The following is a 25828-nucleotide window of genomic DNA, read 5'->3' on the forward strand; positions in this document are numbered from 1 at the left end:
GCCAGCCGGGCTCGTCCCACACAAGGAAATCACCGTGGCCAAGCCGCCCCCGTCCACCGTCGACCAGGTCGTCTCCCTCGCGAAGCGCCGAGGCTTCGTCTACCCCTGTGGCGAGATCTACGGCGGCACCCGCTCGGCCTGGGACTACGGCCCGCTGGGCGTGGAGCTCAAGGAGAACATCAAGCGCCAGTGGTGGCGCTCGATGGTGCAGAGCCGCGACGACGTCGTCGGCCTCGACTCCAGCGTGATCCTGCCGCGGCAGACCTGGGAGGCGTCGGGGCACGTCGCGACCTTCACCGACCCGCTGACCGAGTGCCAGTCGTGCCACAAGCGGTTCCGTGCCGACCACCTGCAGGAGTCGTACGCCGAGAAGAAGGGGATCGAGGACCCCGACACCGTCCCGATGTCCGACATCGCCTGCCCCAACTGCGGCAGCCGCGGCGCCTGGACCGAGCCGCGCCAGTTCTCCGGCCTGCTCAAGACCTACCTCGGCGTGATCGAGGACGAGTCGGGCCTGCACTACCTGCGCCCGGAGACCGCGCAGGGCATCTTCCTCAACTTCGCCAACGTGGTGACCTCGCAGCGGATGAAGCCCCCGTTCGGCATCGCGCAGATCGGCAAGAGCTTCCGCAACGAGATCACGCCGGGCAACTTCATCTTCCGCACCCGCGAGTTCGAGCAGATGGAGATGGAGTTCTTCGTCAAGCCGGGCGAGGACGAGGAGTGGCACCAGTACTGGATCGACACCCGGACCAGGTGGTACACCGACCTCGGCATCGACGCCGACAACCTGCGCCACTACGAGCACGCCAAGGAGAAGCTCTCCCACTACTCCAAGCGCACCGTCGACATCGAGTACCGCTTCAACTTCGCCGGCTCCGAGTGGGGTGAGCTCGAGGGCATCGCCAACCGCACCGACTTCGACCTGTCGACCCACGCCGAGCACTCCGGCAAGGACCTGTCGTACTTCGACCAGGCGTCCAACACCCGCTACGTGCCGTACGTCATCGAGCCGGCAGCGGGCCTCTCGCGCAGCCTGATGACCTTCCTCGTCGACGCGTACGCCGAGGACGAGGCCCCCAACACCAAGGGCGGCGTCGACAAGCGGACCGTGCTGCGCCTCGACCCGCGGCTGGCCCCGGTCAAGGCCGCGGTGCTGCCGCTGAGCCGCAACGAGGACCTCACGCCCAAGGCCAAGGCGGTCGCCACCGAGCTGCGTGCCCTGTGGAACGTCGACTTCGACGACGCCGGCGCGATCGGCAAGCGCTACCGGCGTCAGGACGAGATCGGCACGCCGTACTGCGTCACCGTCGACTTCGACACCCTCGAGGACCAGGCCGTCACCGTCCGCGACCGCGACACCATGTCCCAGGAGCGGGTCTCGCTGAGCAAGCTCACGTCGTACTTCGCCGAGCGGCTCGTCGGGTGCTAGGGACGACCCGGCAGTACGACGCCGTCGCGAGCGGCGTCTCGCGCCGATCTGGCAAGGCCGCGGAGCGACAGCGTGCCGGATCGCACTCTGGGCGACGCGAACGCAGCCAGGTCGGATGCGAGACGCCGCGCAGCGGGCGGCGTGCTGCCGGGTCGTCCCGTTGCGTCCGGTCCGTCGCCGTGTCGGCGCTCGCCCTCGTGGTGGGCGCCGGCCTCTCGGGCTGCGGATCGGACGACAGCAAGAAGACCGAGAAGGCCGAGCCGCGCCCGACGGCGACCGCCAGTGCGCCGGCCGACTACCTGCCGGTGCCCGCGGGCGTCACCCTCACCGAGCCGGGCGCCCAGCTCGGGCTCGGCGAGGAGGGCGTGGTCGCCTTCCAGCGCCGCCAGGACGAGGTCGGGGTGCTCGCCGTGACCGTCGAGCGGATCGAGCGGACCTCCTTCGAGAAGTCCTTCCCGGGCTGGAACGTCGACGCGGCGACGGCGGCGCGGACGCCGTACTTCGTCCGGGTGAAGGTCACCAACGCCGGTGACGTCGACCTCGGCGGGATGCGGCTCGACAACGTGCTGTGGGCCGACGACGGCACCAACCTCGAGGCGCCGAACTACTACACCGCCGAGCAGCTCCCGGTCTGCTCCGGCGACCCGCTGCCGACGCCGTTCGCTGCCGACGCCACCGCCGAGCTGTGCCAGGTCTACTTCATCGCCCCGACCCACACGCTCGAGAACGTCTCCTTCCCGCCCTTCGGCGGCCTGGACGCGGTCACCTGGAGCGGCGAGCTGAGCAAGGTCAAGAAGCCCGTCAAGAAGCCCGGCAAGAAGGCCGACACGTCGGCCGAGAAGGACGAGATGGCGTCGTGAGCGGCCTGCGTCTGGGCTCGCTGGAGGTGCCCACGCCGGTGGTGCTCGCCCCGATGGCCGGCATCACCAATGCGGCCTACCGTCGGCTGTGTGCCGAGCACGGCGCCGGGCTCTACGTCTGCGAGATGATCACCAGCCGTGGCCTGGTCGAGGGCGACGAGACGACGAAGCGGATGCTCGTCTTCGACGACGCCGAGACGGTCCGCTCGGTGCAGCTCTACGGCACCGACCCGACGTACGTCGGCCAGGCGACCACAATCCTGTGCGAGGAGTACGGCGTCGCCCACGTCGACCTCAACTTCGGCTGCCCGGTCCCCAAGGTCACCCGCAAGGGCGGCGGTGGCGCGCTGCCGTGGAAGCGCAACCTGCTGGGCGCGATCCTCGAGGAGGCGGTGGCCGCCGCGGCGCCGTACGACGTGCCGGTGACGATGAAGACCCGCAAGGGCCTCGACGACGACCACCTGACCTACCTGGACGCGGGCCGGATCGCGCAGGAGACCGGCGTCGCCGCGATCGCGCTGCACGGGCGCACCGTCGCGCAGGCCTACTCCGGTCAGGCCGACTGGGAGGCGATCGCCGATCTGGTCGCGAGCGTCGACATCCCGGTGCTCGGCAACGGCGACATCTGGGAGGCCGCCGACGCGCTGCGGATGGTCGAGCAGACCGGGGCCGCCGGCGTCGTCGTCGGCCGCGGCTGCCTGGGCCGACCCTGGCTGTTCCGCGATCTGGCCGCCGCGTTCGCCCCGGCCGTCGAGGCGGTTGCGCAGCAACCGTCACGAGACGCCGCGACGACGCTGCCGACCCTGGGCGAGGTGGCCGCCATGATGCGCCGGCACGCCGAGCTGCTGTGCGAGCACATGGGGGAGGAGCGGGGCTGCAAGGAGTTCCGCAAGCACGTCACCTGGTACCTCAAGGGCTTCCGCGCCGGCGGCGAGCTGCGGCGCTCGCTGGGCCTGGTCGACTCGCTGGCCGTCCTCGACCGGCTGCTCGCCGAGCTCGACCCGGCCGAGCCGTTCCCGGCCTCCGAGCTGGGCGCTCCCCGCGGCCGGCAGGGCGCCCCGCGGACCCGGGTCGTGCTCCCGGAGGGCTGGCTGGACGACACCGACGGGCTCGGCGACGGTGGGTCCGGCGTCCTCGAGGACGTCGACGAGACCACCGGCGGGTGACCCGGCTCACCCGCTGAGCGGTCTCACTGATTGGTTGAAGGCTTGATCGGTGTGCTCTACTCGCACGATGCTCTGGCGAAGGTCAGGGTCCTCGGGATGCATCTGTAAGCGACAGCAAAGGAATCAGCGCGTGGCCACCAGCCACAAGCGGGAAACCGCGCGACGTACGCCCCGAGCCGCGCTTCTGGCCGGCTCGCTCGCCGCCTTGGCGACCACTGCGGTCGTCACCGGAGGCGTCCTCAACTCCGCGACCCCCGGCTCGGACCTGGTGGCGGTCGACCGCTCGAAGGCTGCCGCCGGCTCCGTCGGCGACACCGGCACCCGGCTCCCGCTGCTCTCCCGCAGCACGGACCGCTCGGCCGACGCCATCGGCACCGAGCTCGACGCCCTGCTCTCCGACGCCGCGACCACCCAGGCCATCGCCGACGCGAAGAAGCGGACCTGGACCGACGCGGACCTCAACCTGTGGAACCGCCCGGACAAGAAGGCCAAGCAGGTCGGCGAGGTCGAGGAGGGTGAGAAGGTCCTGCTCACCGGCCGCACGTACGGCGAGCGCACCGAGATCGTCCTCGACGGCAAGTCCCGCTGGGTCACCACCGGCCACTTCACCGACGAGAAGCCCGCCACCCTCGGCGGCGCCTGCACCAACGGCACCACCGTCCCGGCCAGTGTCAGCGAGAGCATCAAGAAGGTCCACGAGGCCGTCTGCGCCAACTTCCCCGACGTCAGCGTCTACGGCACCCTTCGCGGCGGTGGCGGCGACCACCCGCGCGGCCGGGCCGTCGACATCATGATCTCCGGGCCCGAGGGCTGGAAGATCGCCGAGTTCGTTCGCGCCAACTACGCCGCCCTCGGCGTCTCCTACGTCATCTACTCGCAGAGGATCTGGTCGGTCGAGCGCTCCGGCGAGGGCTGGCGCGGCATGCCGAACCGGGGCTCGGCCACCGCCAACCACTTCGACCACGTCCACGTGTCGGTCTACTGACGCACCTGACCGCGAGTACACGGCGGCCCCGCCGTGTCGGGACGGACGCCTCCTTGGGGGTTTCGTCTCGGGGTGTCTCGGGTGCAGGTTTCCCAAGGGATGCAGCGCTGTCGACGCTTCCCAGTTCAAATTTGAACTGGGAAGCGGCGGTTCTCCTGCATCCCTTGGGAAACCTGCGCCGGAGCCTGGGGCCCGGAGCCGGCCCCTGTGGATAGCCACTCGCCCGTATCGCATCCCCGAGGCATGCTGCCCGCATGATCCGACGCGCCTCCCGACCACGCATCCACAGCCAACGCGACCTCGACCTGACCTGGCGGTCGTGGGTGCGCCGCCGTGAGGGGCCCTCGCCCGGCACGACCTGCCTGCTGGTGTTCTGCGACGGCCGCACGACGCGGCGGGCGGTGACCTTCACCGACCTCGACGGACCACTGGACGAGGAGCTCCAGCAGCGGCTGGCCGGGTGGCTGCGCGGGGTGGTCGGTGACGACGAGGGCTGGCGGGTCGCCTTCCTCATCGCCCGGCCGGGCCCGCCGTCCGTCGGCGAGCGCGACCTGGCCTGGGCCACCTCGCTCCATGCGGCCACCCGCGTGGCCGGGGTGGTCTGCGAGGTGGTCCACCTGGCCGCCGGGCGCGAGGTGTGCCCGCTCCCGCTCGACGCGCTGCCGGCTCGTGCCTTCGACCTCTGAACCCGGGCTGGCGGGGCGGCCGTCCCCGATAGGGTCGCGTGGTGGACCAGGTCGAGCAGCGCTACGACGCGCATGCGCGCGAGCGGATCGTGCCCGAGCCGCCGAAGCGGGTGGAGGCGCCGGAGCGGCTGCCGTTCGAGCGCGACCGGGCGCGGGTGGTCCATGCGGCGTCCTTCCGACGGCTGGCGGCCAAGACCCAGGTGGTCGGTCCCCAGAGCCACGACTTCGTGCGCAACCGGCTCACCCACAGCCTGGAGGTCGCCCAGATCGCCCGGGACCTCTCGCGCGCGCTCGGCACCCACCCCGACATCACCGAGACGGCCGCGCTTGCCCACGACCTCGGTCACCCGCCGTTCGGCCACAACGGCGAGCGCGCGCTGGCCGAGCTGGCGTCGTCGTGCGGCGGGTTCGAGGGCAACGCCCAGACGCTGCGGCTGCTGACCCGGCTCGAGGCCAAGACCCCGGGAGCCGGCCTCAACCTGACCCGGGCCACGCTCGACGCCTGCACCAAGTACCCCTGGGGCCGGGAGCGAGCGGTCGAGCACGCCGGCAAGTTCGGGGTGTACGACGACGACCGCTCCGCCTTCGAGTGGCTCCGTGCGGGGGCGCCGGCCGGCGGCCGCTGCCTCGAGGCGCAGGTGATGGACCTCGCCGACGACGTCGCCTACTCCGTCCACGACGTCGAGGACGGCACCGTCGCCGGCAAGGTCGACCTGACCCGCCTGGATCCGGCGGCGGTGTGGGACACCGTCCGGGTCTGGTACCTCCCCGACGCGACCGACGCGGAGCTCGACGACGTCCTCGGCCGGCTGCGGGCCGTGGGGAGCTGGCCTCGGGCGGCCTACGACGGGGGGCGGGCCGGCCTCGCCGCGCTCAAGAACCTCACCAGCGACCTGATCGGCCGGTTCTGCGGTGCCGTGCAGCAGGCTACCTTCGCCGCGGCCGAGGGTCCGTTCGTGCGCTACGCCGGCGACCTCGTGATCCCGGCCGAGACCTGGGCCGAGATCACCGTGCTCAAGGGGATCGCGGCCCACTACGTCATGGAGGCCGCCGACCGGGTCGCGCTGCAGGTCCGGCAGCGCGAGCTGCTCGCGGCGCTGGTGGAGGTGCTGCTCGACCGGGGTCCGGACGCCCTCGACGAGATGTACGCCGCCGACTGGCAGGTCGCCGCCGACGACGCCGCCCGGACCCGGGTCGTCATCGACCAGGTCGCTTCACTCACCGACGCCAGCGCCGTAGCCTGGCACGACCGTCTGCTGGGCTGAGCCGAGAGAACGGGGAGACCCCGATGCGCAAGGTCACCTACTCGATGGGTGTCTCGGTCGACGGCTTCGTCATCGGCCCGGACGGCGAGTTCGCCTGGACCGCGCCGAGCGAGGAGGTGTTCCGGTTCAGCACCGACGAGGTGGGCGCTGTCGGGATGCACCTGCTGGGCCGGCGGCTCTACGAGGCGATGCTGGTGTGGGAGCACGAGGACGAGGTCCCCGGGCTCGGCTTCTCGACCGGCGAGTTCGCCCGGCGGTGGCGGAGCATCCCGAAGGTCGTGTTCTCCACGACGCTCACCGAGGTGGAGGGCAACGCGCGCCTGCTGGCGGGCGGTCTGGTCGAGGAGATCGAGCGGCTGCGGTCCGAGCCGGGGGAGGGCGACATCGCCATCGGCGGCGCGGACCTCGCGGCCCAGGCGATGGCCGCGGGCCTGGTCGACGAGTACCGGATCCGGGTCTACCCGGTCGTGGTCGGCGGCGGTACGCCGTACTTCCTCCGCGACGAGCGGCGGGTCGACGTCGAGCTGGTCGAGGCGCGCGCCTTCGAGTCCGGCGTCGTCTTCCTGCACTACCGGGTCGTCCGGTAGTCGCGGGTCGCGCGGGAAGCAGAACGGCCCGTCGCGCTGACGCGCGACGGGCCGATCCGGTCGACCGGGGTCAGCCGGTGACCGGGATGTGCTTCTTGACCGGCTTCGGCGACGGCGCGTCGCCGGGGACGGGCGCCTGGTCGCTGGTCACGTTGCCGCAGGTCGCCGAGGCGACGGTGAGCTTGATCTGGTCGAGGATGTTGACGTACAGCGCGTCAACGGTGAAGGTGCCGTCGGCGTTCGCCGTCTGCCGGTTCACGATCAGCTCCACGACCGGCGGGACGCCGGCGATGTCGAAGACCTTGACCGACTGGTTGGCCTTCTTGGTGTCCACGTTGACCGGCAGGCCCAGGGCCCTCAGGTCCGCGATCGTGGTGGTGCCGGTGTTGCCGGTGCATCGGGCCTCGACGGCGCCCGCGCCCACGACCTTGAGGTTGCCCCCGAGCACGTCGCACAGGGCGGTGAGCTGGTCGGGGTCGGTCAGCTTGGTGACGTCGAGCGCGCCGAGCGCGCTCAGGTTGAGGGGCGTGCCCTTGGTGCTGTCGGCGATCGTGTCGAGCGCCCCCTGGAGCTGCGGAAGGATCGTGTCCAGTGCGTCGCCGACCGGCCCGGTGATGCCCGCGAGGGCCGTCGTGAGCTGGGTGCAGGCCGAGTTGAGCTGGGTGGTGAGCGTGCCCTGCGGGTCGATGGTCTTCAGCAGGCCGTCGCCGACCGCGAGGTCGGTGACGCTCGCGCTGGCCGCGCCGTTCTGCGCGGACGTGTTGACGATGCCGCCGCTGGCGACCGGGTTGTCGGGAAGCCCGATGAGGGAGTCGGTCTTGAGCGAGCCGTCGGTGGAGCTGACCGCGGGGGTCCGCGGGATCACGCCGTTGCCCGCGATGGACAGCTCGAGGCCGAAGGCGGACGACGGGGTGCCCGCCGCGGTCGCCGTACCGCCCGTGAGAAGGGCCGCGGACGTCGCCGCTCCCGCCGCCAGGAGGAGCGCGCCGGCCAACGGAGCCAGGTGCCGCTTGTTCTTCATGGTGTTCCCTTCATCTTCATCACTTGTCCCCGAGGTGGAGCAGTTCGTGGGGGTCAGGCCGCGTCGACCATGACCGGGGTGCCGATCGGGACGGCGCGCAGCAGGTCGAGGGCGTCATCGGGCACCCGCACGCAGCCGTGGCTGACCGCCTTGCCGAAGACCGACGGGTCGGTCCAGCCGTGCAGCGCCACCGTGCCGGGCCCACCGCCGTACGAGTCGAGCGTCTCGCTGTGGCTGCCCAGCGGCATGATCACCGGCGAGAACGGCTGCTTGTCGTCGATGATCTGCCCGAGCACGAAGGTCCGGCCGACGGGCGTCGGGGTGCCGGTGGCGCCGATCGCGACGGTCCAGGTGCCGACCAGGGCCTCGTTCTCGTAGAGCTCCAGCTCGCGGTCGCCGAGATGGACCTTGACCAGGAAGCGGCTGTGGGCCTCGGCCAGCTCGGAAGCCCGGATCCACCCGGTCGAGCCGTTCGGCTTCGACGGCAGCAGCACCTGCACCCAGTCGCGGTTGCGAGCGATCACCGGCAGCCACACGTCGCCGAACTCGGTCGGCCTCACCTTGCCGAAGGGCGTGCCGTCCGGCTCGTCGTACAGCGCCGTCGCCCGTTTCGGATGCACGACGGTGCCCTTGGGCACCTTCGTGGGCCGCGTGTCCCGCGGCGCCGCCTCGATCGTCGTGTGCGTGGTGCTCACGGGGAGCTTCTCGATGTCCAGGTCGATCGGCGCCGTCGCCGCCGCGGCCGGAGTCGGCTCGTCCCCGCCGTCCTTGAGGACCATGACCAGGGTCGAGAGCGCGAAGAGCAGCACGACGAGCGTCACCGGCCAACGGGTACGGCGGCGCGACTCGTCCATGCCCGGTCCCTCCCCGAACGCTCATCCGCAGACCCCCTCGTGCGGTCCTCCCGGTCGAGCAACGACGCAAGGCGACGAAGGTCACGCCGGCCGGCGGGAACGGGCCACTGTCCACAGCGACGTCGGCTGCCGGTCCCGGTGCGAGGAGCGCTCAGTAGGATCGCCGCATGGTCGGCCGGATTCGTGACGAGGACATCGCCGCGGTCCGTGAGCGGGCCAAGATCGACGACGTCGTGTCGTCGTACGTCACGCTCCGCAACGCCGGCGGCGGCTCGATGAAGGGGCTGTGCCCCTTCCACGACGAGAAGTCCCCGTCCTTCCACGTGACGCCGAGCCGCGGGTTCTTCCACTGCTTCGGCTGCCAGGAGGGCGGCGACGTCTTCACCTTCCTGATGAAGATCGACGGCCTCAGCTTCGGCGAGGCCGTCGAGCGGATGGCCGACAAGTACGGCGTCCACCTGCGTCGCGACGAGTCCGGCGACGACGAGCGCCCCAAGGGCCCGCAGCGCCGCCGGCTGGTCGAGGCGCATGCCGTCGCCCAGGAGTTCTACGCCGAGCAGCTCGGCACGCCCGAGGCGCTGGTGGCGCGGCAGTTCCTCGCCGAGAGGGGCTTCGACCAGAACGCCGCGCTGACCTTCGGTGTCGGCTTCGCGCCGCGTGACGGTGAGGCGCTGTGGCGCCACCTGAGCGGGCGGAAGTTCACCCGCGAGGAGGCGGTCGCCGCCGGGCTGGTGGCGATGGGTCGATCGCTCTACGACAAGTTCCGGGGCCGGCTGCTGTGGCCGATCCGGGAGACCAACGGCGACACCATCGGCTTCGGGGCGCGCCGGCTCTTCGACGACGACCGGATCGAGGCGAAGTACCTCAACACCTCCGAGACGCCGATCTACAAGAAGAGCCAGGTGCTCTACGGCATCGACCTGGCCCGCAAGCCGATCGCGCTGACCTCCAAGGCGGTCGTGGTCGAGGGCTACACCGACGTGATGGCCTGTCACCTCGCCGGCGTCGAGACCGCGGTCGCCACCTGCGGCACCGCCTTCGGCGACGACCACGCCCGGGTGCTGCGGCGCTTCCTCGACGACCACGCCGAGCTGCGCAGCGAGGTCGTGTTCACCTTCGACGGCGACGAGGCCGGGCAGAAGGCCGCCCTGCGCACCTTCGAGGGCGACCAGCGCTTCGTGTCCCAGACCTACGTCGCGGTCGCCCCCGACGGCATGGACCCCTGTGACCTGCGGATCAGACGGGGCGACGACGCCGTCCGCGAGCTGATCGCGAGCCGGCGTCCGCTGTATCGCTTCGTCCTCGAGAACGTCGTCAAGCGCCACGACCTCGACCGTGCCGACGGCCGCATCGACGCCGTCCGCGATGCCGCCGCGCTGGTCGCCTCGGTACGCGACCAGTCCAAGGTCACGGCGTTCGCCCAGGAGATCTCGCGGCTGATCGGCGCCGACATCGACACCAACCAGGTGCTGGCCGCCGTGAGACGCGCCGCGGCGAAGAGCTCCCGGGGCGAGCGCGGGATGGGGACCGCTCGTGCCGATGAGCGCCCCCCGGAGCACTCGGCGGGCGCGACTCGGATCCCCGACCTGCGGGATCCGCGGTTCGGCATCGAGCGCGAGACGCTCAAGCTCGTCCTCCAGCATCCGGTCGCGATCGGCCGCACCAGCGCCGACATCGGCCTCAACGACTTCGTCCATCCCACCTACCGCGGCGTCTGGGAGGCGATCACGTCCGCCGGGGGCGCGGTGGCCGGTCAGAACGACGCCGGCTGGGTCTCGCACGTGCGCGCCGCGGCGAGGGAGCCGGCCGTGTCGTCGGTGATCAGCGCGCTGGCGGTCGAGCCGATCCCGGCCAACCGCGACATCGACGCCGGCTACATCGCCACCCATCTGTTCCGCCTGCAGGAGCTCACCGTGCTGCGCCGCATCGACGAGGTGAAGTCGCGCCTGCAGCGCACCAACCCGCTCGACAACCCCACCGACTACAACAAGATGTTCGGTGAGCTCGCCGCGCTGGAGCAGCATCGGCGCACGCTGCGCGAGAAGATCGTCGGTGCTCCGTGAGGCCGTGGACATGAGGTGGGCGCCGCTGCCCTCGCGCCGCCCCCCGTTCCCCGTCGGCGCGGGGGAGCGGCTGCTCGCCTGGGCCGACGTCCGGGGGACCGGCGACGGTCCCCGGCTCGTGGGCGGCACCCGTGACGCCCTCTACCTGCCCCACCGAGTGCCGTGGGAGCAGGTCGCCAGCGCCGACTGGGACCAGGACGAGGCGGCCCTGCGGGTCGTCGAGGTCGCTCGCTTCGGCGAGCCCAGCCCGGTCCACCTGCTGCGCCTCGACGACGCCGGCCGACTGCTCGAGCTGGTCCGCGAGCGGGTCACCGCCAGCATCGCCGTCCAGCGTCACGTCCCCGTCGCGGGTCGCCGCCAGGTGCGGATCTTGGCCCGGCGGGCGCCGGGGACCCGCGGCGAGCTCTCCTGGTTCGTCGAGTACGACGACGGTCTGGACCCCGCCGATCCCCGGGTCGACGCCGTGGTTCAGGAGGCCCTCGCCGCGGCCCGGGCCGACGTCACCCCCTGATCCCCACCTCGATTTCGGGCGTGGGCCGCGTCCTTGCTAGTGTTTCCCCGCTTCCACCCCCTGGGTGGGGAGCAGCCTTCCCCCGTAGCTCAACTGGCAGAGCATGCGACTGTTAATCGCAGGGTTATTGGTTCGAGTCCAATCGGGGGAGCCAACGCAAAAGCCCCGCCGGGTCCGCCCGGCGGGGCTTTTGTCATGTCTGGAGCGTGATTCCGTGCCAAACGTCCAGATGTAGGCGTGATTTCGGAAGACCCGGTTGACGAACCAGGCGCCGCCCGATTGTGTGAGCACACACTTTTTGTGAGACCCCTCACATTCGTGGCCGTCGGTGCCACCGGCGTCACCGCCCAGGTCACGGTCACCGCGACCGGCCCGGGCGACCAGGAGACGCCGTCCGGCGTGGTCACCGTCCGCGATGTTGACGTCGTGGTCGGCAGCGGCGAGATCGACGACGACGGTGTCGCCACGATCGCGCTGAAGGCCTTCGCCTCGGCCGGCTCCCACTCGCTGACCGCGGAGTACGGCGGCGACGCCGGCTTCCAGCCCAGCGTCTCGGCACCCGCCACCCTGGTGGTCGGCAAGATCGCCTCGAGCATCACCGCCAAGGTGAAGAAGGCCAAGAAGGTCAAGGTCGGCAAGCGGGCCAAGATCAAGGTCAAGGTCGCCGCCGCGGGAGCCGACGTGTCCGGAGCCGTCGTCGTGACGGTCGACGGCAAGCAGGTCGCCACTGCCACGGTGGGGACCGACGGCAAGGTGATCGTCAAGCTGCCCAAGGCCAAGGCCGGCAAGCACAAGGTGGGCGTGACCTACGCCGGGAGCGCCTCCGCGGAGGGCTCGGCGACGACGGTCAGGCTCAAGGTGCGGCGCCGCTAGGTTCCGTCGCCGCCAACCGCCCGGGCCGACGACGTCGTGACGTCGTCGGCCCGGGTGCGTCTCAGCTGCCCGACCTGCCCGCGGAGGAGCCGTCCTGGGGCGTGTCGCCTCCCTCCTGCTGCGACGTCCCGGGCGGCACCTGGCCGCCGTTCGGCGGGCCGTTCTGGCCGTTGCGCCCGCCCCAGCCGGGGAAACCGCCCTGGCCGGGCCCGCCCATCCGCTGGTGGCGGACGTCGGGGCCGTCGTCGTGGCCGGCGACCAGCGCGGTGCCGGCACCGGCACCCGCCCCGAGGACGAGGCCGGCCAGGCCGACCGCGATCATCGCGCGCAGGTTGAACGCCCGGTCGCGCCAGCGGGTCTTGAGCACCGGCGCCGGGGGAGCCGGCGCCACCGGCGCAGGAGGTACGTCGACCGGATCGGTGGGCGGCTGCGGCTTCGGGTCGGGGGTCGGGTCGGGGGTCGGGTCGTCGTGCTGGCTCATGGCTCCACGCTCGCCCCGGTCCCTGTGCTGACCCTGTGATCGGGCCGTGAAGAGCCGCAGGATCCGCACAAGGGATCCACAGGATCCACACAGGCTGGTGGCACAGTCTGCTGTCATGACCCAGACCGCGACCCGCCCCGACGGCACCCCGCTGCGCGCTCTCGTCGTCGACGACGAGGTCAACATCGCCGAGCTCGTGGCGATGGCGCTGCGCTACGAGGGCTGGGTGGTCGAGACCGCCCACACCGGCACCGCCGCCGTCACGGCGGTGCGCAGCCACGGCCCGGACGTCGTCGTCCTCGACATGATGCTGCCCGACCACGACGGGATGGAGGTGCTGCGCCGGATCCGCGCCGACGACCCGAGCGTCCCGGTGCTCTTCCTCACCGCCCGCGACGCCGTCGAGGACCGGGTCGCCGGCCTCACCGCCGGCGGCGACGACTACGTCACCAAGCCGTTCTCCCTCGAGGAGCTGGTCGCCCGGCTCCGGGCGCTGGTGCGCCGTGCCGGGACCGCCGTCGAGCAGAGCCGCTCCACCCTCGTGGTCGGAGACCTGGTCGTCGACGAGGACAGCCGCGAGGTCACCCGCGCCGGCGAGGAGATCTCGCTGACGGCGACCGAGTTCGAGCTGCTGCGCTACCTGATGCGCAATCCGCGCCGGGTGCTCAGCAAGGCCCAGATCCTCGATCGGGTCTGGAACTACGACTTCGGCGGCCAGGCCAATGTCGTCGAGCTCTACATCTCCTATCTCCGCAAGAAGATCGACGCCGGTCGCGAGCCGATGATCCACACCATGCGCGGCGCCGGCTACGTGCTCAAGCCGGCCGGCTGATGGACCGGCTCTGGCCGCACTCGCTCACCGCACGGCTCGTCATCACTGCGGTGGCCCTGGTTGCGGTGGTGTCGCTGCTCGTCGGCACGGTCACCACCCTCGGCATGCACGCGTGGCTGACCAACCGGCTCGACTCCGACGTGGCCGAGAGCCTGCGCCCCGGCCCGGGCGGCCGCGTGGCTCTGTTCGGCTCGCCGGGCACCCTGCAGGCCACGTTCACCGACAGCGCCCGGGAGGGTGAGGTCGTTCGGGTGCGCAGCAACGTGATCCAACCCGAGGCCCTGGATTCCGCCGTGCTCTCGGTGCTGGCAGATGTCGGCAGCGACCCGACCACGGTGGAGCTGCCCGGCTTGGGCACGTACCGCGTCATGCGGGGGCGGGACGAGCGGTCGGGCATCACCGTCGTCGTCGGACTGCCCACCGACGACGTCGACGAGGCGACCGCCTCGCTGGTCCGCCTCGAGGTCGTCCTGGCCCTCCTCGGGATCGTCGCCGCCGCGCTCGCCGGCACCGCCGTCGTACGGCGCCAGCTGCGTCCCCTCACCGAGGTCGCCGCCACCGCCCACGCGGTCGCCGAGCTGCCGCTGGCCGAGGGCGACATCGGCGTGACCGAGCGGGTGCCCGGGCGGCTGACCGACCCGCGGACCGAGGCCGGCCAGGTGGGCCTGGCGCTCAACCAGCTCCTCGAGCACGTCGAGTCCTCCCTCTCGGCGCGCCACCGCAGCGAGCAGCAGGTCCGCCAGTTCGTGGCCGATGCCTCCCACGAGCTGCGGACCCCGCTGACCACGATCGCCGGCTACACCGAGCTGGCCCGGCGGCGCGGCGACGCCGACACCTCGGCGGTCGCGCTGGCGAAGGTCGAGGAGGAGGCCGCCCGGATGACGGCCCTCGTCGAGGACCTGCTCCTGCTGGCCCGCATCGACGCGGGCCGTCCGCTCGCCGCCGAGCCCGTCGACCTGACCCGGCTGCTGCTCGAGGCGGTCGACGACGCGCGCGTGGTCGACGCCGACCACCGGTGGCGGATCGTGCTGCCCGTCGACGGCGAGCCGGTCGAGACCGTCGGCGACGAGCACCGGCTGCACCAGGTCGTCACCAACCTGCTGACCAACGCCCGCAAGTACACGCCGGCCGGCACCACCGTCACCGTGACGGTCCGCGGCGACGGGTTCGACGTCCACGACGACGGCCCCGGCTTCCCGCCGGACCTGGTCGACTCGGCCTTCGAGCGGTTCACCCGCGGCGACGCGGCCCGGCACCGCTCCGACGGCGTCGGACTGGGCCTGGCGCTCGTCCAGGCGATCGTCACCGCGCACGGCGGGACGGTCGCGCTGCACAGCGTCCCCGGGGACACCCGGATCAGGGTGCGTCTGCGCTGAGCACTCACAGGCTGCTCACAGATCGACCCGATGGTCGGCACAGTCCGCCTCGGCATCGTCGTCCCCGTGATCGCTTCGATGCTCCGACGGGTGCGCCCTCCCTGGCGCGGACGCCGTCGTCTGGTCCTCTCCCTGGCCGCCCTGGTCGTCCTCTGTGCCGTCGCCGGCGGCTGGCTGCTGTTCCGGGGGGATGAGCCCGCGGCCGCGACGTCGACGACGGCGACGGTGCAGACCCAGACCCTCAAGCAGACGGTCACGGCGAGCGGCACGATCGCCGCCGCGACGACCGCCGAGCTGTCGTTCGACGTGAGCGGGACGGTCACCGCGGTCTACGTCGAGCCGGGCGAGAAGGTGAAGAAGGGCCAGCGGCTCGCGGCGATCGACGACGACGTCCTCCAGGCCGAGCTCGATGCCGCGGAGAGCTCGCTCACCGCCGCGCGGACCGCGCGCTCCGAGGACATCGACGACGATGCCTCCGAGGTGCAGCTCGCCGCTGACAGGGCCGCCGTGCTCGCCGCCGAGTCCAAGCTCGCCGAGGCCCGGGAGGCCGTCGACGACGCCGTGCTGCGCTCGACCACCAGGGGCACCGTGACCGACGTCGGACTCGAGGTCGGCGACACGACCGGCAGCGGCTCCGGTTCGATGACCGGCTCGACCGGCTCCGGCAGCGGCTCGGACACCACCGGCACCATCACCGTCGTCTCGACCGGCAGGTTCGTCGTGAACGCGACCGTCGCCAGCGCCGACATCGAGAAGGTGAGCGTCGGGCTGCAGGCGGAGATCGCGGTCAGCGGCGTCGACGAGACCGTCTACGGCACGGTCCAGCAGGTCGGCCTGGTCGCCGAGACCGACTCCAGCGGCGCCGCGGTCTTCCCCGTCACGATCCAGGTGACCGACCAGCGCGATGACCTCTTCGGCGGTACGTCGGCCGACGTCGCCATCGTCGTGAGCCAGCGCACCGACGTGCTCACCGTCGACAGTCGCGCGATCCGGACCGACGGCGACTCGACGTACGTCGAGAAGGTCGCCGGCAGCACCACGGAGCGCACCGAGGTGGAGGTCGGCGAGACCTCGGGCATGGCCACCGAGATCACGTCCGGCCTCAGCGAGGGCGATGTCGTCGAGGTCGCCGGCTTCGCGGGACCCGGCGGCAGCGGCGGCGACCAGCAGATGCAGCAGCTCCGCGAGCAGATGCAGCAGAACGGCGGCTTCCCCGGCGGTGTCCTCCCGGGCGGCGGCACCGGCGGGTTCCCGGGCGGTGGTGCGCGGTGAGCGCCCTGATCGAGATCTCCGGCGTCCGCAAGACCTACACGTCCGGCAGCGTGGAGTTCGAGGCGCTGCGCGGCATCGACGCCACCATCGACGAGGGTGAGTACGTCGCCGTGATCGGTCCGTCCGGCTCCGGCAAGTCGACGCTGATGAACCTGCTCGGCTGCCTCGACGTGCCGACCGAGGGCCACTACGTCCTCGCCGGCGAGGACACCGCCGAGCTCGACGAGGCCGCCCTCGCGGTGATCCGCAACCGCCGGATCGGCTTCGTCTTCCAGCAGTTCCACCTGCTGCCGTCGATGTCGGCGTGGCGCAACGTCGAGCTGTCCCTGGTGTACGCCGGTGTGCCGCGTCCCGAGCGCAGGGATCGGGCGATCGAGGCCCTGGCCAGGGTCGGTCTCGCCGACCGGATCGACAACCGCCCCGGCGAGCTCTCGGGCGGCCAGCAGCAGCGGGTCGCCGTGGCGCGCGCCCTGGTGACCGAGCCGGCGCTGCTCCTGGCCGACGAGCCGACCGGGAACCTCGACTCGACGTCGACGCGCGACGTGCTGGGCCTGTTCGACGAGCTGCACGAGGCCGGCCGGACCATCGTGCTGATCACCCACGAGCAGGACGTCGCCGCGCGCGCGGGGCGCAACCTGGTCATCGACGACGGCCTGATCACCGTCGACCGGCTCACCTCGCGGGTTCCGGCATGAGTTGGTGGGAGACGGTCCGGTCCGGACTGGCGGCGATCAGGTCGCACCGGCTGCGCTCGTCGCTCACCGTGCTCGGCATCGTCATCGGCATCTCCTCGGTGATCTTGACCGTCGGCCTGGGGCAGGGTGCGCAGAAGGAGGTCAAGGACCAGATCGACGCCCTCGGCTCCCACCTGCTCATCGTCTCGCCGGGCAGCACCACCAGCAGCTCCGGCGTGCGCGGCGGCTTCGGCTCGGCCTCGACGCTGACCATCGCCGACGCCACCGCGCTCGCCGACGCGGACGCCGTACCCGACGTGGCGGCGGTCGCACCGGTGTCCACCGGCTCGGTGTCCCTCGTCAACGGCGACACCAACTGGACCACCTCGCTCGCCGGCACCACGACCGCCTGGCTCGGCGTGCGCAGCCGCGAGCTGAGCGCCGGCCGGTTCTTCACCGCCGCCGAGGCCGCCGAGGGTGCGGCGGTCGCCGTGATCGGCGCCGACACCGCCTCGGAGCTGTTCGGCCGGCAGAGCCCGGTCGGCCAGCAGGTGAGCGTCAACGGCACCCGGGTGACGGTCGTCGGCGTGCTCTCGTCCTCCGGGGCGTCCTCCTCGGGGGCGAGCGAGGACGACGTGGCCGTCGTGCCCGTCGGGACGGCGAGCCGGCTGACCGGCAGCACCTCTCGCTCGGTGTCGACCATCTACGTCGAGGCCGACAGCGAGTCCACGCTGGCGGCGGCGTACCAGGAGGTCCAGGCGCTGCTCGCCACCCGGCACGGCGTGAGCACCGCGGACGCCGACTTCTCGATCGCCACGCAGGACTCGCTGGTCGAGACGGCGAACTCCACCAATCGGACGTTCACCGTGCTGCTCGCCGGCGTCGCCGGCATCTCGCTGCTCGTCGGCGGCATCGGCGTCATGAACATCATGCTCGTGTCCGTCACCGAGCGGATCCGCGAGATCGGCCTGCGCAAGGCGCTGGGCGCGGCACCCCGGATCATCCGGCGGCAGTTCCTCGTCGAGGCATCCCTGCTCGGCCTGACCGGCGGCGTCGTCGGTGTCGTGATCGGCATCGTCGGCGCCCAGATCCTGCCGCACTTCATCGACCAGGCCGTCTCCGTGTCGCTGTTCGCGACCGCGGCCGCCCTCGCCACGTCGCTCGCGATGGGCGTCGGCTTCGGTGTGTACCCGGCGAGCCGGGCCGCCCGGCTGACTCCCATCGACGCGCTGCGCAGCGAATGACCCGTCCCCGCACCACCCATCCAGGAGCATCCATGACCAGCACGACCCTCATCCGGCGTACCGCACGCCCGCTCGCCGTCGTCGCCGCCGGAACAGCCCTCGCCGCCGTGCTGACCGGCTGTGGCGGCGACGACTCGCCGGCCGCCGCCTCCGACACGTCGGGCTCCCAGAACGCCCAGGGCCAGGGCGGCGGTCCCGGCGGCGGGATGCCCGGCACCTCCGGACTGATCGCCGCCGTCAACGGCGACGTGCTGCAGGTCCGCGGCCAGGGGCAGAGCTCCGGCCAGACCGCGGTCACCGTCACCGACAGCACGACCGTGACCGACCAGGCCGCCGGCACGCTCGCCGACGTCACCACCGGCGTCTGCGTCGTCGTCCGTACGGCGGACAGCGGCGCCACCGCCAGCACCGACGCCGCGCCCACCGAGGTCACCGCGGCCTCGGTGTCCGTGACCGCCGCGGGCGCCGACGGCACCTGCGCCGGCGGCTTCGGCGGCGGCCCGGGCGGCGGCAACGGCGAGCGGCCGAGCGGAATGCCGACGGACCTGCCGTCGGACGTCCCGACCGACGGCTCCGGGATGCCCGGCGGTCGCCCCGGCGGCTTCGGCACCGTCGGCAAGGTGACCTCGGTCAGCGACAGCGGCTTCGTCGTCGAGGGCATGAACGGCGACGTCACGGTCACCGTCGACGGCACCACGACCTACACCCACCAGGTCGCCTCCGACTCCTCGGCCCTGACCAAGGGCCGCTGCGTGCGGGTCGAGGGCGACGCGGACGACGCCGGTGCGCTCACCGCGACAGCGATCCAGGTCAGCGACGCGGTGAACGACCAGTGCGGGCGCTGAGGAGGGCGCCGCGCCGGGTCGTCGTACCGCTGGCGGTGCTGGCGCTGGCGGGTACCGGCTTCGCGGCGTACGGCGCCACCGGCGACGGCGCCGTCTCGTACCGCACGGTCGCGGCCGCGACCGGCGACGTCGAGCAGACCCTCGACCTGTCCGGCGTGATCGGCGCGAGCGGCCGCTCCGACCTCGCGTTCGGCACCTCCGGCGAGGTCGCGCGGGTACCCGTCGCCGTCGGCGACGAGGTCGCGCAGGGCCAGGTGCTCGCGGTCCTCGACCGTGCCTCGCTGCAGGCGGCCCTGGACCAGGCGAAGTCCGACCTGGCCAGTGCGAGGGCCCAGCTCGCCGACGACGAGGACGCCCAGACCGCCTCGGTCTCGACCGCCAGCACGAGCACCTCGTCGGGCGAGAAGTCGTCGGGCGGGTCGCCGACCAAGGGCACGACGGGGAGCAGCCCGAGCCCGACCGCTCCCGACCTCACCGCGCTCTCGGCCCAGCAGGACGCGGTGACCGGCGCGCAGTCGGCGGCCAGCAGCGCGCTGGAGAGGTCGACCGCCGCCCTCGCCACCCAGGAGGAGGCATGCCGAGCGCCGGCGACCCCGGCGACCCCGGCGCCGACGTCCTCGGCCGATCCGACCGACGAGACCGGCGGCGAGCCGACGGACGACCCGGACGGCGGCTCGACCGGCTCCGGCGGGCTCGACGACGCCTGCGCGAAGGCGCTCGCCGTCGTCCAGTCCGCCCAGGCCGCCACCGCGGACGCGCAGCAAGCGCTCCAGGACGCGATCTCGACGCTCACCACGACGCTCACCGCCGCGCTGGGCGACCTCGCCAGCGGCTCGAGCGGCTCGGATGACACCGACAGCACCGCCGCCGCCGCCGCTGCCTCGGGCACGAGCGCCCCCGCCACCTCCCCGGGCAGCAGCCCCCCGGGCAGCGGGTCCTCGGACGGCATGACCGGCAGCGCGACACGCACCGTCACAGCGGCGACCCTGGCCGGCGACCAGGCCTCGATCGACAAGGCGAGGTCCGAGCTGGCCTCCGCCCGGGCCGACCTGAGGGCCGCCGTCGTCCGCGCTCCCGCGGCCGGCACCGTCACCTCGCTGTCCGTGGCGCAGGGCGACGACGTGTCGGCCGGCGACACGGTCGCGGTCGTCGTCGCCCCCGGGGTGACGACGGTGTCCCTGGAGGTCTCCGGGACCCAGGCGGCCCAGCTGCAGAGCGGCACCCCCGTCGAGGCCACGCCCTCCGGCGCGACCGAGCCGCTGACCGGCACGATCAGCCGGGTCTCGAACGTCCCGACGAGCACGGACTCCGGCACCGATGCGACGTACGCCGTCGACGTCACCCTCGACCAGCACGACCTCGGCCTGCCCGAGGGCCTGCCCGCGGCGGTCGAGGTGGTGGTCGGCAGCGTGGAGGACGCCGTGACCGTGCCCGCCTCGGCGGTCAGCGACGGCACCGTCACCACCCTGGTCGACGGCAGGGCGCAGCAGGTCCGGGTCACGACCGGGATCGTCGGCAGCACGCAGATCGAGATCGTCGACGGGATCGAGGCGGGTACCGAGGTCGTGCTCGCGGACCTCGACGCCGACCTGCCCAGCGGTGACACGCAGAACCAGCGCGGCTTCGGCGGTGGGCTCGGCGGGGGCTTCGGCGGCGGCACCGGTGGCCCGCCGAGCGGCGGCATGATCATGATGCGGTGAGGACACCGGAAACCGGTGGCGCCGGGCACCCCCGCAGGGTGACGCTGGTGGCGTGACCACCACGACCTGGACGAGCGCCGTGTGGGCGACCGACGACTTCGCCGCTCACCTTCGCGCCTTCCTGGCCGACGCCCTCGGCGTCGTCGACCGGGTCGACGTCGTCGCGCTGCGCCCCTGGTCGGCGCTGTGGCGGGTCAGGGCGGGCAGGCGCACGTCGTACGCCAAGCAGAACTGTCCCGGCCAGGCCCACGAGGCCCGGCTGATGGCCCGGCTCGCGAAGGTCGCCCCCGACCGGGTGGTGCCGGTCCTCGCCGCCGATCCGGTCCGTGACCTGCTGCTCACCGCCGACCTGGGCCCGACCGTCCACGCCCGCGGGGGAGCGGCCGACCCCGCGACCTGGGCGCGGATCGTCGCTGCCGCCGCCGACCTGCAGCGCCGGTCCGTCGGCGAGGTCGACGACCTCCACCTCACCGTGCTCCCACCCGCCGACGCCACGACGTACGTCGCCGACGCGGTCGGCCGCCTCGTCGCCCTGCCCCCCGCCGACCCCCGCCGCCTGGCTCCCGAGGTCGCGGTGCTGCTCGAGGCCCTGCTCCCGCAGGTGGAGCGCTGGTCGGACCGGGTCGAGGACCTCGGCCTGCCGCTCACCCTGCTCCACAACGACCTGCACGCCGAGAACGTCGTCCTGGCCCCCGACGGCGGCCTGCGCTTCTTCGACTTCGGCGACGCCCTCATCGGCGACCCGCTCGCCGGTCTGTACGTCCCCCTCACCATGGCCCGCGAGTCCCTCGACCTCCCCGCCGACGACCCGCTGCTGTGGCGGATCGCCGATGCCGCCCTCGAGGTGTGGTCCGATCTCGCCAGTCCCACCGACCTGCGCGCCGCCCTCCCCGCCGCGCTCCAGCTCGGTCGCCTCGCCCGCGTGGAGTCCTGGCGCCGCTGTGTCGCCACCATGACCCACGATGAGCGGGCCGAGTTCGGCTCCGCGCCCGCCGTGCGCCTGGCCTCGCTGCTCGACCCGCCGACGCTCGGTGGGCGGGCCGCACTAGGGTGAGCCGCGCGGGCCGGTAGCTCAGTCGGTCAGAGCAGAGGACTCATAATCCTTGGGTCGTGGGTTCGAGCCCCACCCGGCCTACTCCGCGTCACTCGCCCCAGCCCATCGGGAACACCTCGAACGGCGCGGCGAAGGTCACCCCCAGCCGCGAGCCGGTCGCCCGCGACATCCCCTCGAGGAACTCGCGCGGGTCCCAGTGCTCCCACCCCAGCCCGTCGATGTACGCCGCATGCGCCTTCAGCGACTCCACGCCGGCGTCGAAGGTGGCGGTTGTGTCGACCGCGTGGGTCGCCTCGGGAGAGCCGAACGCCCACACCTCGCGTACGCCGCCCCACGGCTCCAGCGCGTCGGGACCGCCGAGCTGGTCGGCGAAGACCCACCGGTTCCCTGCGTCCCGTACGGCGTCCACCACGGCCCGCCCGACTGCGATGTGGTCGGCCTGGTTGAGGTTGCGCCCACCCCAGGTGTCGCGGAAGTTCCCGGTGATCACGATGTCGGGCCGGTGTCGGCGGACCTCCGCGGCGATCACCGCGCGCAGCGCGACGCCGTACTCGAGGACGCCGTCGGGCTGGCGCAGGAAGTCGACGACGTCGACGCCCACCACCTGCGCGGACGCGACCTGCTCGGCCTCCCGCACCTCACGGCAGGCGTCCGGGTCGAGGCCGTCGATGCCGGCCTCGCCGCTGGTCACCATGCAGTAGACGACCTGCTTGCCCTGCCCGGTCCAGCGCGCCACCGCGGCCGCGGCGCCGAACTCCATGTCGTCGGGATGAGCGACGACGCACAGCGCCCGCTCCCAGGTCTCGTTCAGCGACTCCAGCGGGGACGGTGTCTCGGCCATGCGTCGAGCATGGCAGGTTCACTGTGCTGCTGACAGGCCTCGGTCAGCCAGCCGAACCCGAGTGCCGTCGTCCGGTGACAGCACGCCGTATCCGCTCACGGCTTGCCGGCTACCCAGACGAGGCGTTGTCGATGAGGAGCCTGCCCTGATCGGCGACGAGGAACAGGGTGACCCGTTCGGTGCGCCGGCCCTCGCCCTTGCGCACGTAGGAGTAGCGGTAGGTCACCGTCATCCGGGCCGGATCGGCGGAGAGGTCGAGGATCCTCGGGTTCTTCACCGTGCCCCAGAACCCGAGGTAGTCCGGGCTGTTCGCCTGGTACGCCGGCGTCAGCAGCTCGAAGCCGCGAGCCGGGTCGGTGCTCGCCGTGTCGACGTAGTCGCGGGCGAACTCCTCCAGCTCCGCCGCTGTCGGCGCGCTCGTGGTGGTGGGCGCCGTCGGCGTCGCCGCGGTCGGGGTGTCGCGCGCCGTGGGGGTGTCGTCGTCCTTCGGCCGCAGCGCCAGCGCCGCGACGACGAGCAGCACGACGACCAGGGCGGCGACCGCGGCCACCGCCCTCCCCGCCGTGCGCCGGGCCGCGGGCACGGCCGGCAGCGCCATGGTGTCCTCGGCGGGGTCGGCCGTCCGGGCCAGCTGGTCGCGCATCTGTGTCATCGTCGGCCGGGCCGCCGGGTCCTTCGCCATGGTCCGGGCCAGCAGCGGTGCCAGCCAGCCGGCCGCGGGCACGGTCGGCGGGTCCTCGTGGGCGATCCGGTAGACCACGGCGAGTGGCCCGTTGTCGAGGTCGTCGCGGTGGTACGGCGGCCGCCCGCTCAGCAGGTGGACGAGCGTCGCGCCCAGCGACCACACGTCGCTGGCCGGGGTCGCCTGCCCACCGGTCGCCACCTCCGGCGCCAGATAGGCGGGGGAGCCGGTCACCAGCCCGGTGCGGGTCAAGGTGGCGTCGTCGCTCCCGCGGGCGATGCCGAAGTCGGTCAGCTTCGCGCCGTCCGGCCCGGCGAGGATGTTCGACGGCTTCACGTCGCGATGCACGATGCCGAGCCCGTGGGCCTGCGCGAGTGCGTCGGCGACCGGCGCCAGCAGTCGCGCCGCGTCGTCGGGGGACAGCGGAGCCTCGCGGACCAGCGCCGACAGCGGCCGCCCGTCGACCCGCTCCATCACCAGCCAGGTCCCGCCGGCCTCGGTGACCAGGTCGTAGACCGCGACGACGTGCGGGTGGCCGAGCTGCGCGGCGAGGCGGGCCTCGCGCTCGGCACGCACCGCGTCGTCGCCGGGACCGGACGTCGTACCGAGCCGTTTGAGGGCGACGGTGCGGCCGAGCAGCTCGTCGTGCGCCGCCCACACCGCGCCATGCGCGCCGTGCCCGATCTCGTCCTGGAGGGTGTAGCGCCCCGCTACCCGCTGGCTGGTCATCGTCCTCGCAACGTACCCGCGTCCGGTGAGGAGAGCCCAGTGGGCCGCCCGAGGGCCGATGCGGCACCCTTGGAGAGGGGGACGAACCCCGCCGAACCAGCGAAGGAGAGCACCGACGTGTCCGTCGACACCACGCTTCTGGACGACCTCGAGTGGCGCGGCCTGCTGGCCGAGTCCACCGATCGTGCCGCGCTGCGCACAGCGCTGAGCGGGGGGAGCGTCCGGTTCTATGTGGGCTTCGATCCGACCGCGCCGAGCCTCCATATGGGCAACCTGGTCCAGATCCTCACCGCGATGCGGCTGCAGCGGGCCGGCCACACGCCGTTCGCCCTGGTCGGTGGCGCCACCGGCATGATCGGCGACCCGCGAGACTCGGGGGAGCGCACGCTCAACTCGCTCGACACCGTGCAGGAGTGGACGGCGCGGGTGCGCGGCCAGATCGAGCCGTTCCTCTCCTTCGAGGGGGAGAACGCCGCGACCATGGTCAACAACCACGACTGGACCGAGGGCCTGTCGGTCATCGACTTCCTGCGTGACATCGGCAAGCACTTCCCGGTCAACCGGATGCTCGCCCGCGAGACCGTGAAGCGGCGCCTCGAGTCCGGGATCAGCTACACGGAGTTCTCCTACGTCCTGCTGCAGTCGATGGACTTCCTGACGCTCTACCGCGAGCGCGGCGTCACGCTCCAGTTCGGCGGCTCCGACCAGTGGGGCAACCTCACCGGTGGCGTCGAGCTGATCCGCCGCGCCGAGGGCGGCACCGCCCACGCCTTCGCCACGCCGCTCATCACCAAGGCCGACGGCACGAAGTACGGCAAGACCGAGGGCGGCGCGCTCTGGCTGGACGCGGAGATGATGCCGCCGTACGCCTTCCATCAGTTCTGGCTCAACGTCGAGGACGAGAAGGTCGGCGAGCTGCTGCGGGTCTTCACCTTCCTCCCGCGGGCGGAGATCGAGGCGCTGGAGGCCCGCCATGCGGAGAAGCCGTTCCTCCGCGAGGCGCAGAAGGTGCTGGCCGACGAGGTGACGACGTTGGTCCACGGCGCCGACGAGACCGCCCACGCGAAGGCCGCGGCCGAGGCGCTGTTCGGTGGTGGCGACGTCACCCGGCTCTCCGCGACGACCCTCGCCGCCGCCCTCGGCGAGGCCGGCACGGTCGACATCGACGGCACTGCCGGCATCCCCGACGTCGTGGAGCTGCTGACCCTCACCGGCCTGGCCAAGTCCAAGGGAGAGGCGCGGCGCACCATCGCCGAGGGCGGGGCGTACCTCAACAACGTGCGCGTCGACGATCCCGAGCAGGTGCCCGTCGCCGCCGACCTCATCGCCTCGTCGTGGCTGGTGCTGCGGCGCGGCAAGAAGCGGTTCGCCGGCGTACGGGTGCGCTGAGCGCGCCCGCATCCCCCCTCGTGGGCGGTCCCTCCGGGGGCCGCCCACGAGGCGTCTTCGGGCTCCTCGGAGGCCGGCTTGAATCGCTGTGGTCCGGGTCACGTCGTTTCGATTTGTGCTTCTGACCGGGTGTGCGTAATGTTCTCTTTGTCGCCGGGTGCGGCGGGAAGCAAGACGGCGGTCAGCCGGAGGGCTTCCGGCCCCGCGACCACCAAGTCTCGAACTCTCAGGTCTCGGGCGTCGGTCAGAAAAGCAAGTCCACACGGATTTGGCACAGACCGGAGTCAGACTCTAAGGTTTCGGACTGCATCAGCTCGAAGACGAACTGCCCGCAAAGCAGGAAACTTCGAAGCGTGTGATGTTTGAGAACTCAACAGTGTGTCATGCATAGATTGTTGTGATGTTT

24 protein-coding genes and 2 tRNA genes are annotated in these 25828 nt (G+C 72.4%); 21 read left to right on the top strand and 5 right to left on the bottom strand.

What is annotated here, in order from left to right:
• Window positions 1–34: 34 nt before the first annotated feature.
• From ACUP6Y_RS08740 to ACUP6Y_RS08770, 7 genes are all read left to right on the top strand, one after another.
• The gene (locus tag ACUP6Y_RS08740; RefSeq protein WP_462555431.1) at window positions 35–1432 is read left to right on the top strand and encodes a glycine--tRNA ligase; all 1398 of its coding nucleotides are present in this window, start codon (window positions 35–37) and stop codon (window positions 1430–1432) included.
• A gap of 179 nt (window positions 1433–1611) precedes the next feature.
• Window positions 1612–2292: a hypothetical protein gene (locus tag ACUP6Y_RS08745; protein WP_462555432.1), complete on the top strand. Its 681-nt coding sequence runs from the start codon at window positions 1612–1614 to the stop codon at window positions 2290–2292.
• Window positions 2289–3458: a tRNA dihydrouridine synthase DusB gene (gene dusB / locus ACUP6Y_RS08750; protein WP_462555433.1), complete on the top strand. Its 1170-nt coding sequence runs from the start codon at window positions 2289–2291 to the stop codon at window positions 3456–3458. Before ACUP6Y_RS08745 ends, dusB begins: the two co-directional genes overlap by 4 nt.
• Before the next feature lie 130 nt (window positions 3459–3588).
• Window positions 3589–4443 carry a hypothetical protein gene (locus ACUP6Y_RS08755; protein ID WP_462555435.1) on the top strand — a complete coding sequence of 285 codons (855 nt, stop codon included), beginning with the start codon at window positions 3589–3591 and terminating at the stop codon, window positions 4441–4443.
• Between the two features lie 254 nt (window positions 4444–4697).
• Window positions 4698–5129 (top strand): hypothetical protein, encoded by a 432-nt coding sequence (locus tag ACUP6Y_RS08760; protein WP_462555437.1) that lies wholly within the window; start codon window positions 4698–4700, stop codon window positions 5127–5129.
• A gap of 41 nt (window positions 5130–5170) precedes the next feature.
• Window positions 5171–6394: a deoxyguanosinetriphosphate triphosphohydrolase gene (locus ACUP6Y_RS08765; protein WP_462555439.1), complete on the top strand. Its 1224-nt coding sequence runs from the start codon at window positions 5171–5173 to the stop codon at window positions 6392–6394.
• A 23-nt stretch (window positions 6395–6417) separates the two neighbouring features.
• Window positions 6418–6981 (top strand): dihydrofolate reductase family protein, encoded by a 564-nt coding sequence (locus tag ACUP6Y_RS08770; RefSeq protein WP_462555441.1) that lies wholly within the window; start codon window positions 6418–6420, stop codon window positions 6979–6981.
• Window positions 6982–7051: 70 nt separating this feature from the next.
• On the opposite strand, the gene ACUP6Y_RS08775 is transcribed toward ACUP6Y_RS08770, so the two are convergent.
• A complete protein-coding gene (locus tag ACUP6Y_RS08775) occupies window positions 7052–8002 on the bottom strand; it encodes a hypothetical protein (RefSeq protein WP_462555443.1) in 951 nt (316 codons plus the stop codon).
• Between the two features lie 53 nt (window positions 8003–8055).
• Window positions 8056–8856 carry a L,D-transpeptidase gene (locus ACUP6Y_RS08780; RefSeq protein ID WP_462555445.1) on the bottom strand — a complete coding sequence of 267 codons (801 nt, stop codon included), beginning with the start codon at window positions 8854–8856 and terminating at the stop codon, window positions 8056–8058.
• Window positions 8857–9023: 167 nt separating this feature from the next.
• Between ACUP6Y_RS08780 and dnaG the strand changes: the two genes are divergently transcribed.
• The 4 genes from dnaG to ACUP6Y_RS08800 all read left to right on the top strand — a co-directional run bounded on the left by dnaG (window position 9024) and on the right by ACUP6Y_RS08800 (window position 12303).
• Window positions 9024–10919 carry a DNA primase gene (gene dnaG, locus ACUP6Y_RS08785; RefSeq protein WP_462555446.1) on the top strand — a complete coding sequence of 632 codons (1896 nt, stop codon included), beginning with the start codon at window positions 9024–9026 and terminating at the stop codon, window positions 10917–10919.
• Window positions 10909–11430 carry a hypothetical protein gene (locus ACUP6Y_RS08790; RefSeq protein WP_462555448.1) on the top strand — a complete coding sequence of 174 codons (522 nt, stop codon included), beginning with the start codon at window positions 10909–10911 and terminating at the stop codon, window positions 11428–11430. The genes dnaG and ACUP6Y_RS08790 overlap by 11 nt, the downstream gene beginning before the upstream one ends.
• Window positions 11431–11508: 78 nt before the next feature.
• Window positions 11509–11584 (top strand) — tRNA-Asn (locus ACUP6Y_RS08795).
• Window positions 11585–11730: 146 nt separating this feature from the next.
• Window positions 11731–12303, top strand: coding sequence for an Ig-like domain-containing protein (locus tag ACUP6Y_RS08800; RefSeq protein WP_462555449.1), 573 nt, complete (start codon window positions 11731–11733; stop codon window positions 12301–12303).
• Between the two features lie 61 nt (window positions 12304–12364).
• Here ACUP6Y_RS08800 and ACUP6Y_RS08805 read toward each other — a convergent pair whose 3' ends face one another.
• The gene (locus ACUP6Y_RS08805) at window positions 12365–12784 is read right to left on the bottom strand and encodes a hypothetical protein (RefSeq protein ID WP_462555451.1); all 420 of its coding nucleotides are present in this window, start codon (window positions 12782–12784) and stop codon (window positions 12365–12367) included.
• Between the two features lie 115 nt (window positions 12785–12899).
• Between ACUP6Y_RS08805 and ACUP6Y_RS08810 the strand changes: the two genes are divergently transcribed.
• The 9 genes from ACUP6Y_RS08810 (at window position 12900) to ACUP6Y_RS08850 (ending at window position 21862) form a co-directional block, all read left to right on the top strand.
• Window positions 12900–13616: a response regulator transcription factor gene (locus tag ACUP6Y_RS08810; protein WP_462555452.1), complete on the top strand. Its 717-nt coding sequence runs from the start codon at window positions 12900–12902 to the stop codon at window positions 13614–13616.
• Window positions 13616–14992 carry a sensor histidine kinase gene (locus ACUP6Y_RS08815; protein WP_462555454.1) on the top strand — a complete coding sequence of 459 codons (1377 nt, stop codon included), beginning with the start codon at window positions 13616–13618 and terminating at the stop codon, window positions 14990–14992. The genes ACUP6Y_RS08810 and ACUP6Y_RS08815 overlap by 1 nt, the downstream gene beginning before the upstream one ends.
• A 30-nt stretch (window positions 14993–15022) precedes the next feature.
• Window positions 15023–16264: an efflux RND transporter periplasmic adaptor subunit gene (locus tag ACUP6Y_RS08820; RefSeq protein ID WP_462555456.1), complete on the top strand. Its 1242-nt coding sequence runs from the start codon at window positions 15023–15025 to the stop codon at window positions 16262–16264.
• 5 nt (window positions 16265–16269) lie between these two features.
• Complete coding sequence (locus ACUP6Y_RS08825) at window positions 16270–16959, top strand: ABC transporter ATP-binding protein (protein ID WP_462556671.1); 690 nt, start codon at window positions 16270–16272, stop codon at window positions 16957–16959.
• Window positions 16956–18182, top strand: a complete 1227-nt coding sequence (locus ACUP6Y_RS08830; protein WP_462555457.1) for an ABC transporter permease — start codon at window positions 16956–16958, stop codon at window positions 18180–18182. The genes ACUP6Y_RS08825 and ACUP6Y_RS08830 overlap by 4 nt, the downstream gene beginning before the upstream one ends.
• A 32-nt stretch (window positions 18183–18214) precedes the next feature.
• Entirely contained in the window at window positions 18215–19027 is an 813-nt protein-coding gene (locus ACUP6Y_RS08835) for a DUF5666 domain-containing protein (protein WP_462555459.1), read from the top strand.
• Window positions 19015–20727 (top strand): HlyD family efflux transporter periplasmic adaptor subunit, encoded by a 1713-nt coding sequence (locus ACUP6Y_RS08840; RefSeq protein WP_462555461.1) that lies wholly within the window; start codon window positions 19015–19017, stop codon window positions 20725–20727. The genes ACUP6Y_RS08835 and ACUP6Y_RS08840 overlap by 13 nt, the downstream gene beginning before the upstream one ends.
• A gap of 52 nt (window positions 20728–20779) precedes the next feature.
• Window positions 20780–21781, top strand: a complete 1002-nt coding sequence (locus ACUP6Y_RS08845; protein WP_462555462.1) for a phosphotransferase — start codon at window positions 20780–20782, stop codon at window positions 21779–21781.
• Window positions 21782–21788: 7 nt separating this feature from the next.
• Window positions 21789–21862 (top strand) — tRNA-Ile (locus ACUP6Y_RS08850).
• A 7-nt stretch (window positions 21863–21869) separates the two neighbouring features.
• Here ACUP6Y_RS08850 and ACUP6Y_RS08855 read toward each other — a convergent pair.
• Both ACUP6Y_RS08855 and ACUP6Y_RS08860 read right to left on the bottom strand, forming a co-directional pair.
• Window positions 21870–22622, bottom strand: coding sequence for a PIG-L deacetylase family protein (locus ACUP6Y_RS08855; RefSeq protein WP_462555464.1), 753 nt, complete (start codon window positions 22620–22622; stop codon window positions 21870–21872).
• 109 nt (window positions 22623–22731) lie between these two features.
• Window positions 22732–24033: a serine/threonine-protein kinase gene (locus ACUP6Y_RS08860; RefSeq protein ID WP_462555465.1), complete on the bottom strand. Its 1302-nt coding sequence runs from the start codon at window positions 24031–24033 to the stop codon at window positions 22732–22734.
• Window positions 24034–24150: 117 nt separating this feature from the next.
• On the opposite strand from ACUP6Y_RS08860, the gene tyrS reads away from it, so the two are divergent.
• Window positions 24151–25422: a tyrosine--tRNA ligase gene (gene tyrS, locus ACUP6Y_RS08865; RefSeq protein WP_462555466.1), complete on the top strand. Its 1272-nt coding sequence runs from the start codon at window positions 24151–24153 to the stop codon at window positions 25420–25422.
• The last annotated feature ends 406 nt before the right edge of the window (window positions 25423–25828 follow it).

The organism is Nocardioides sp. S5-5 (assembly GCF_054954065.1).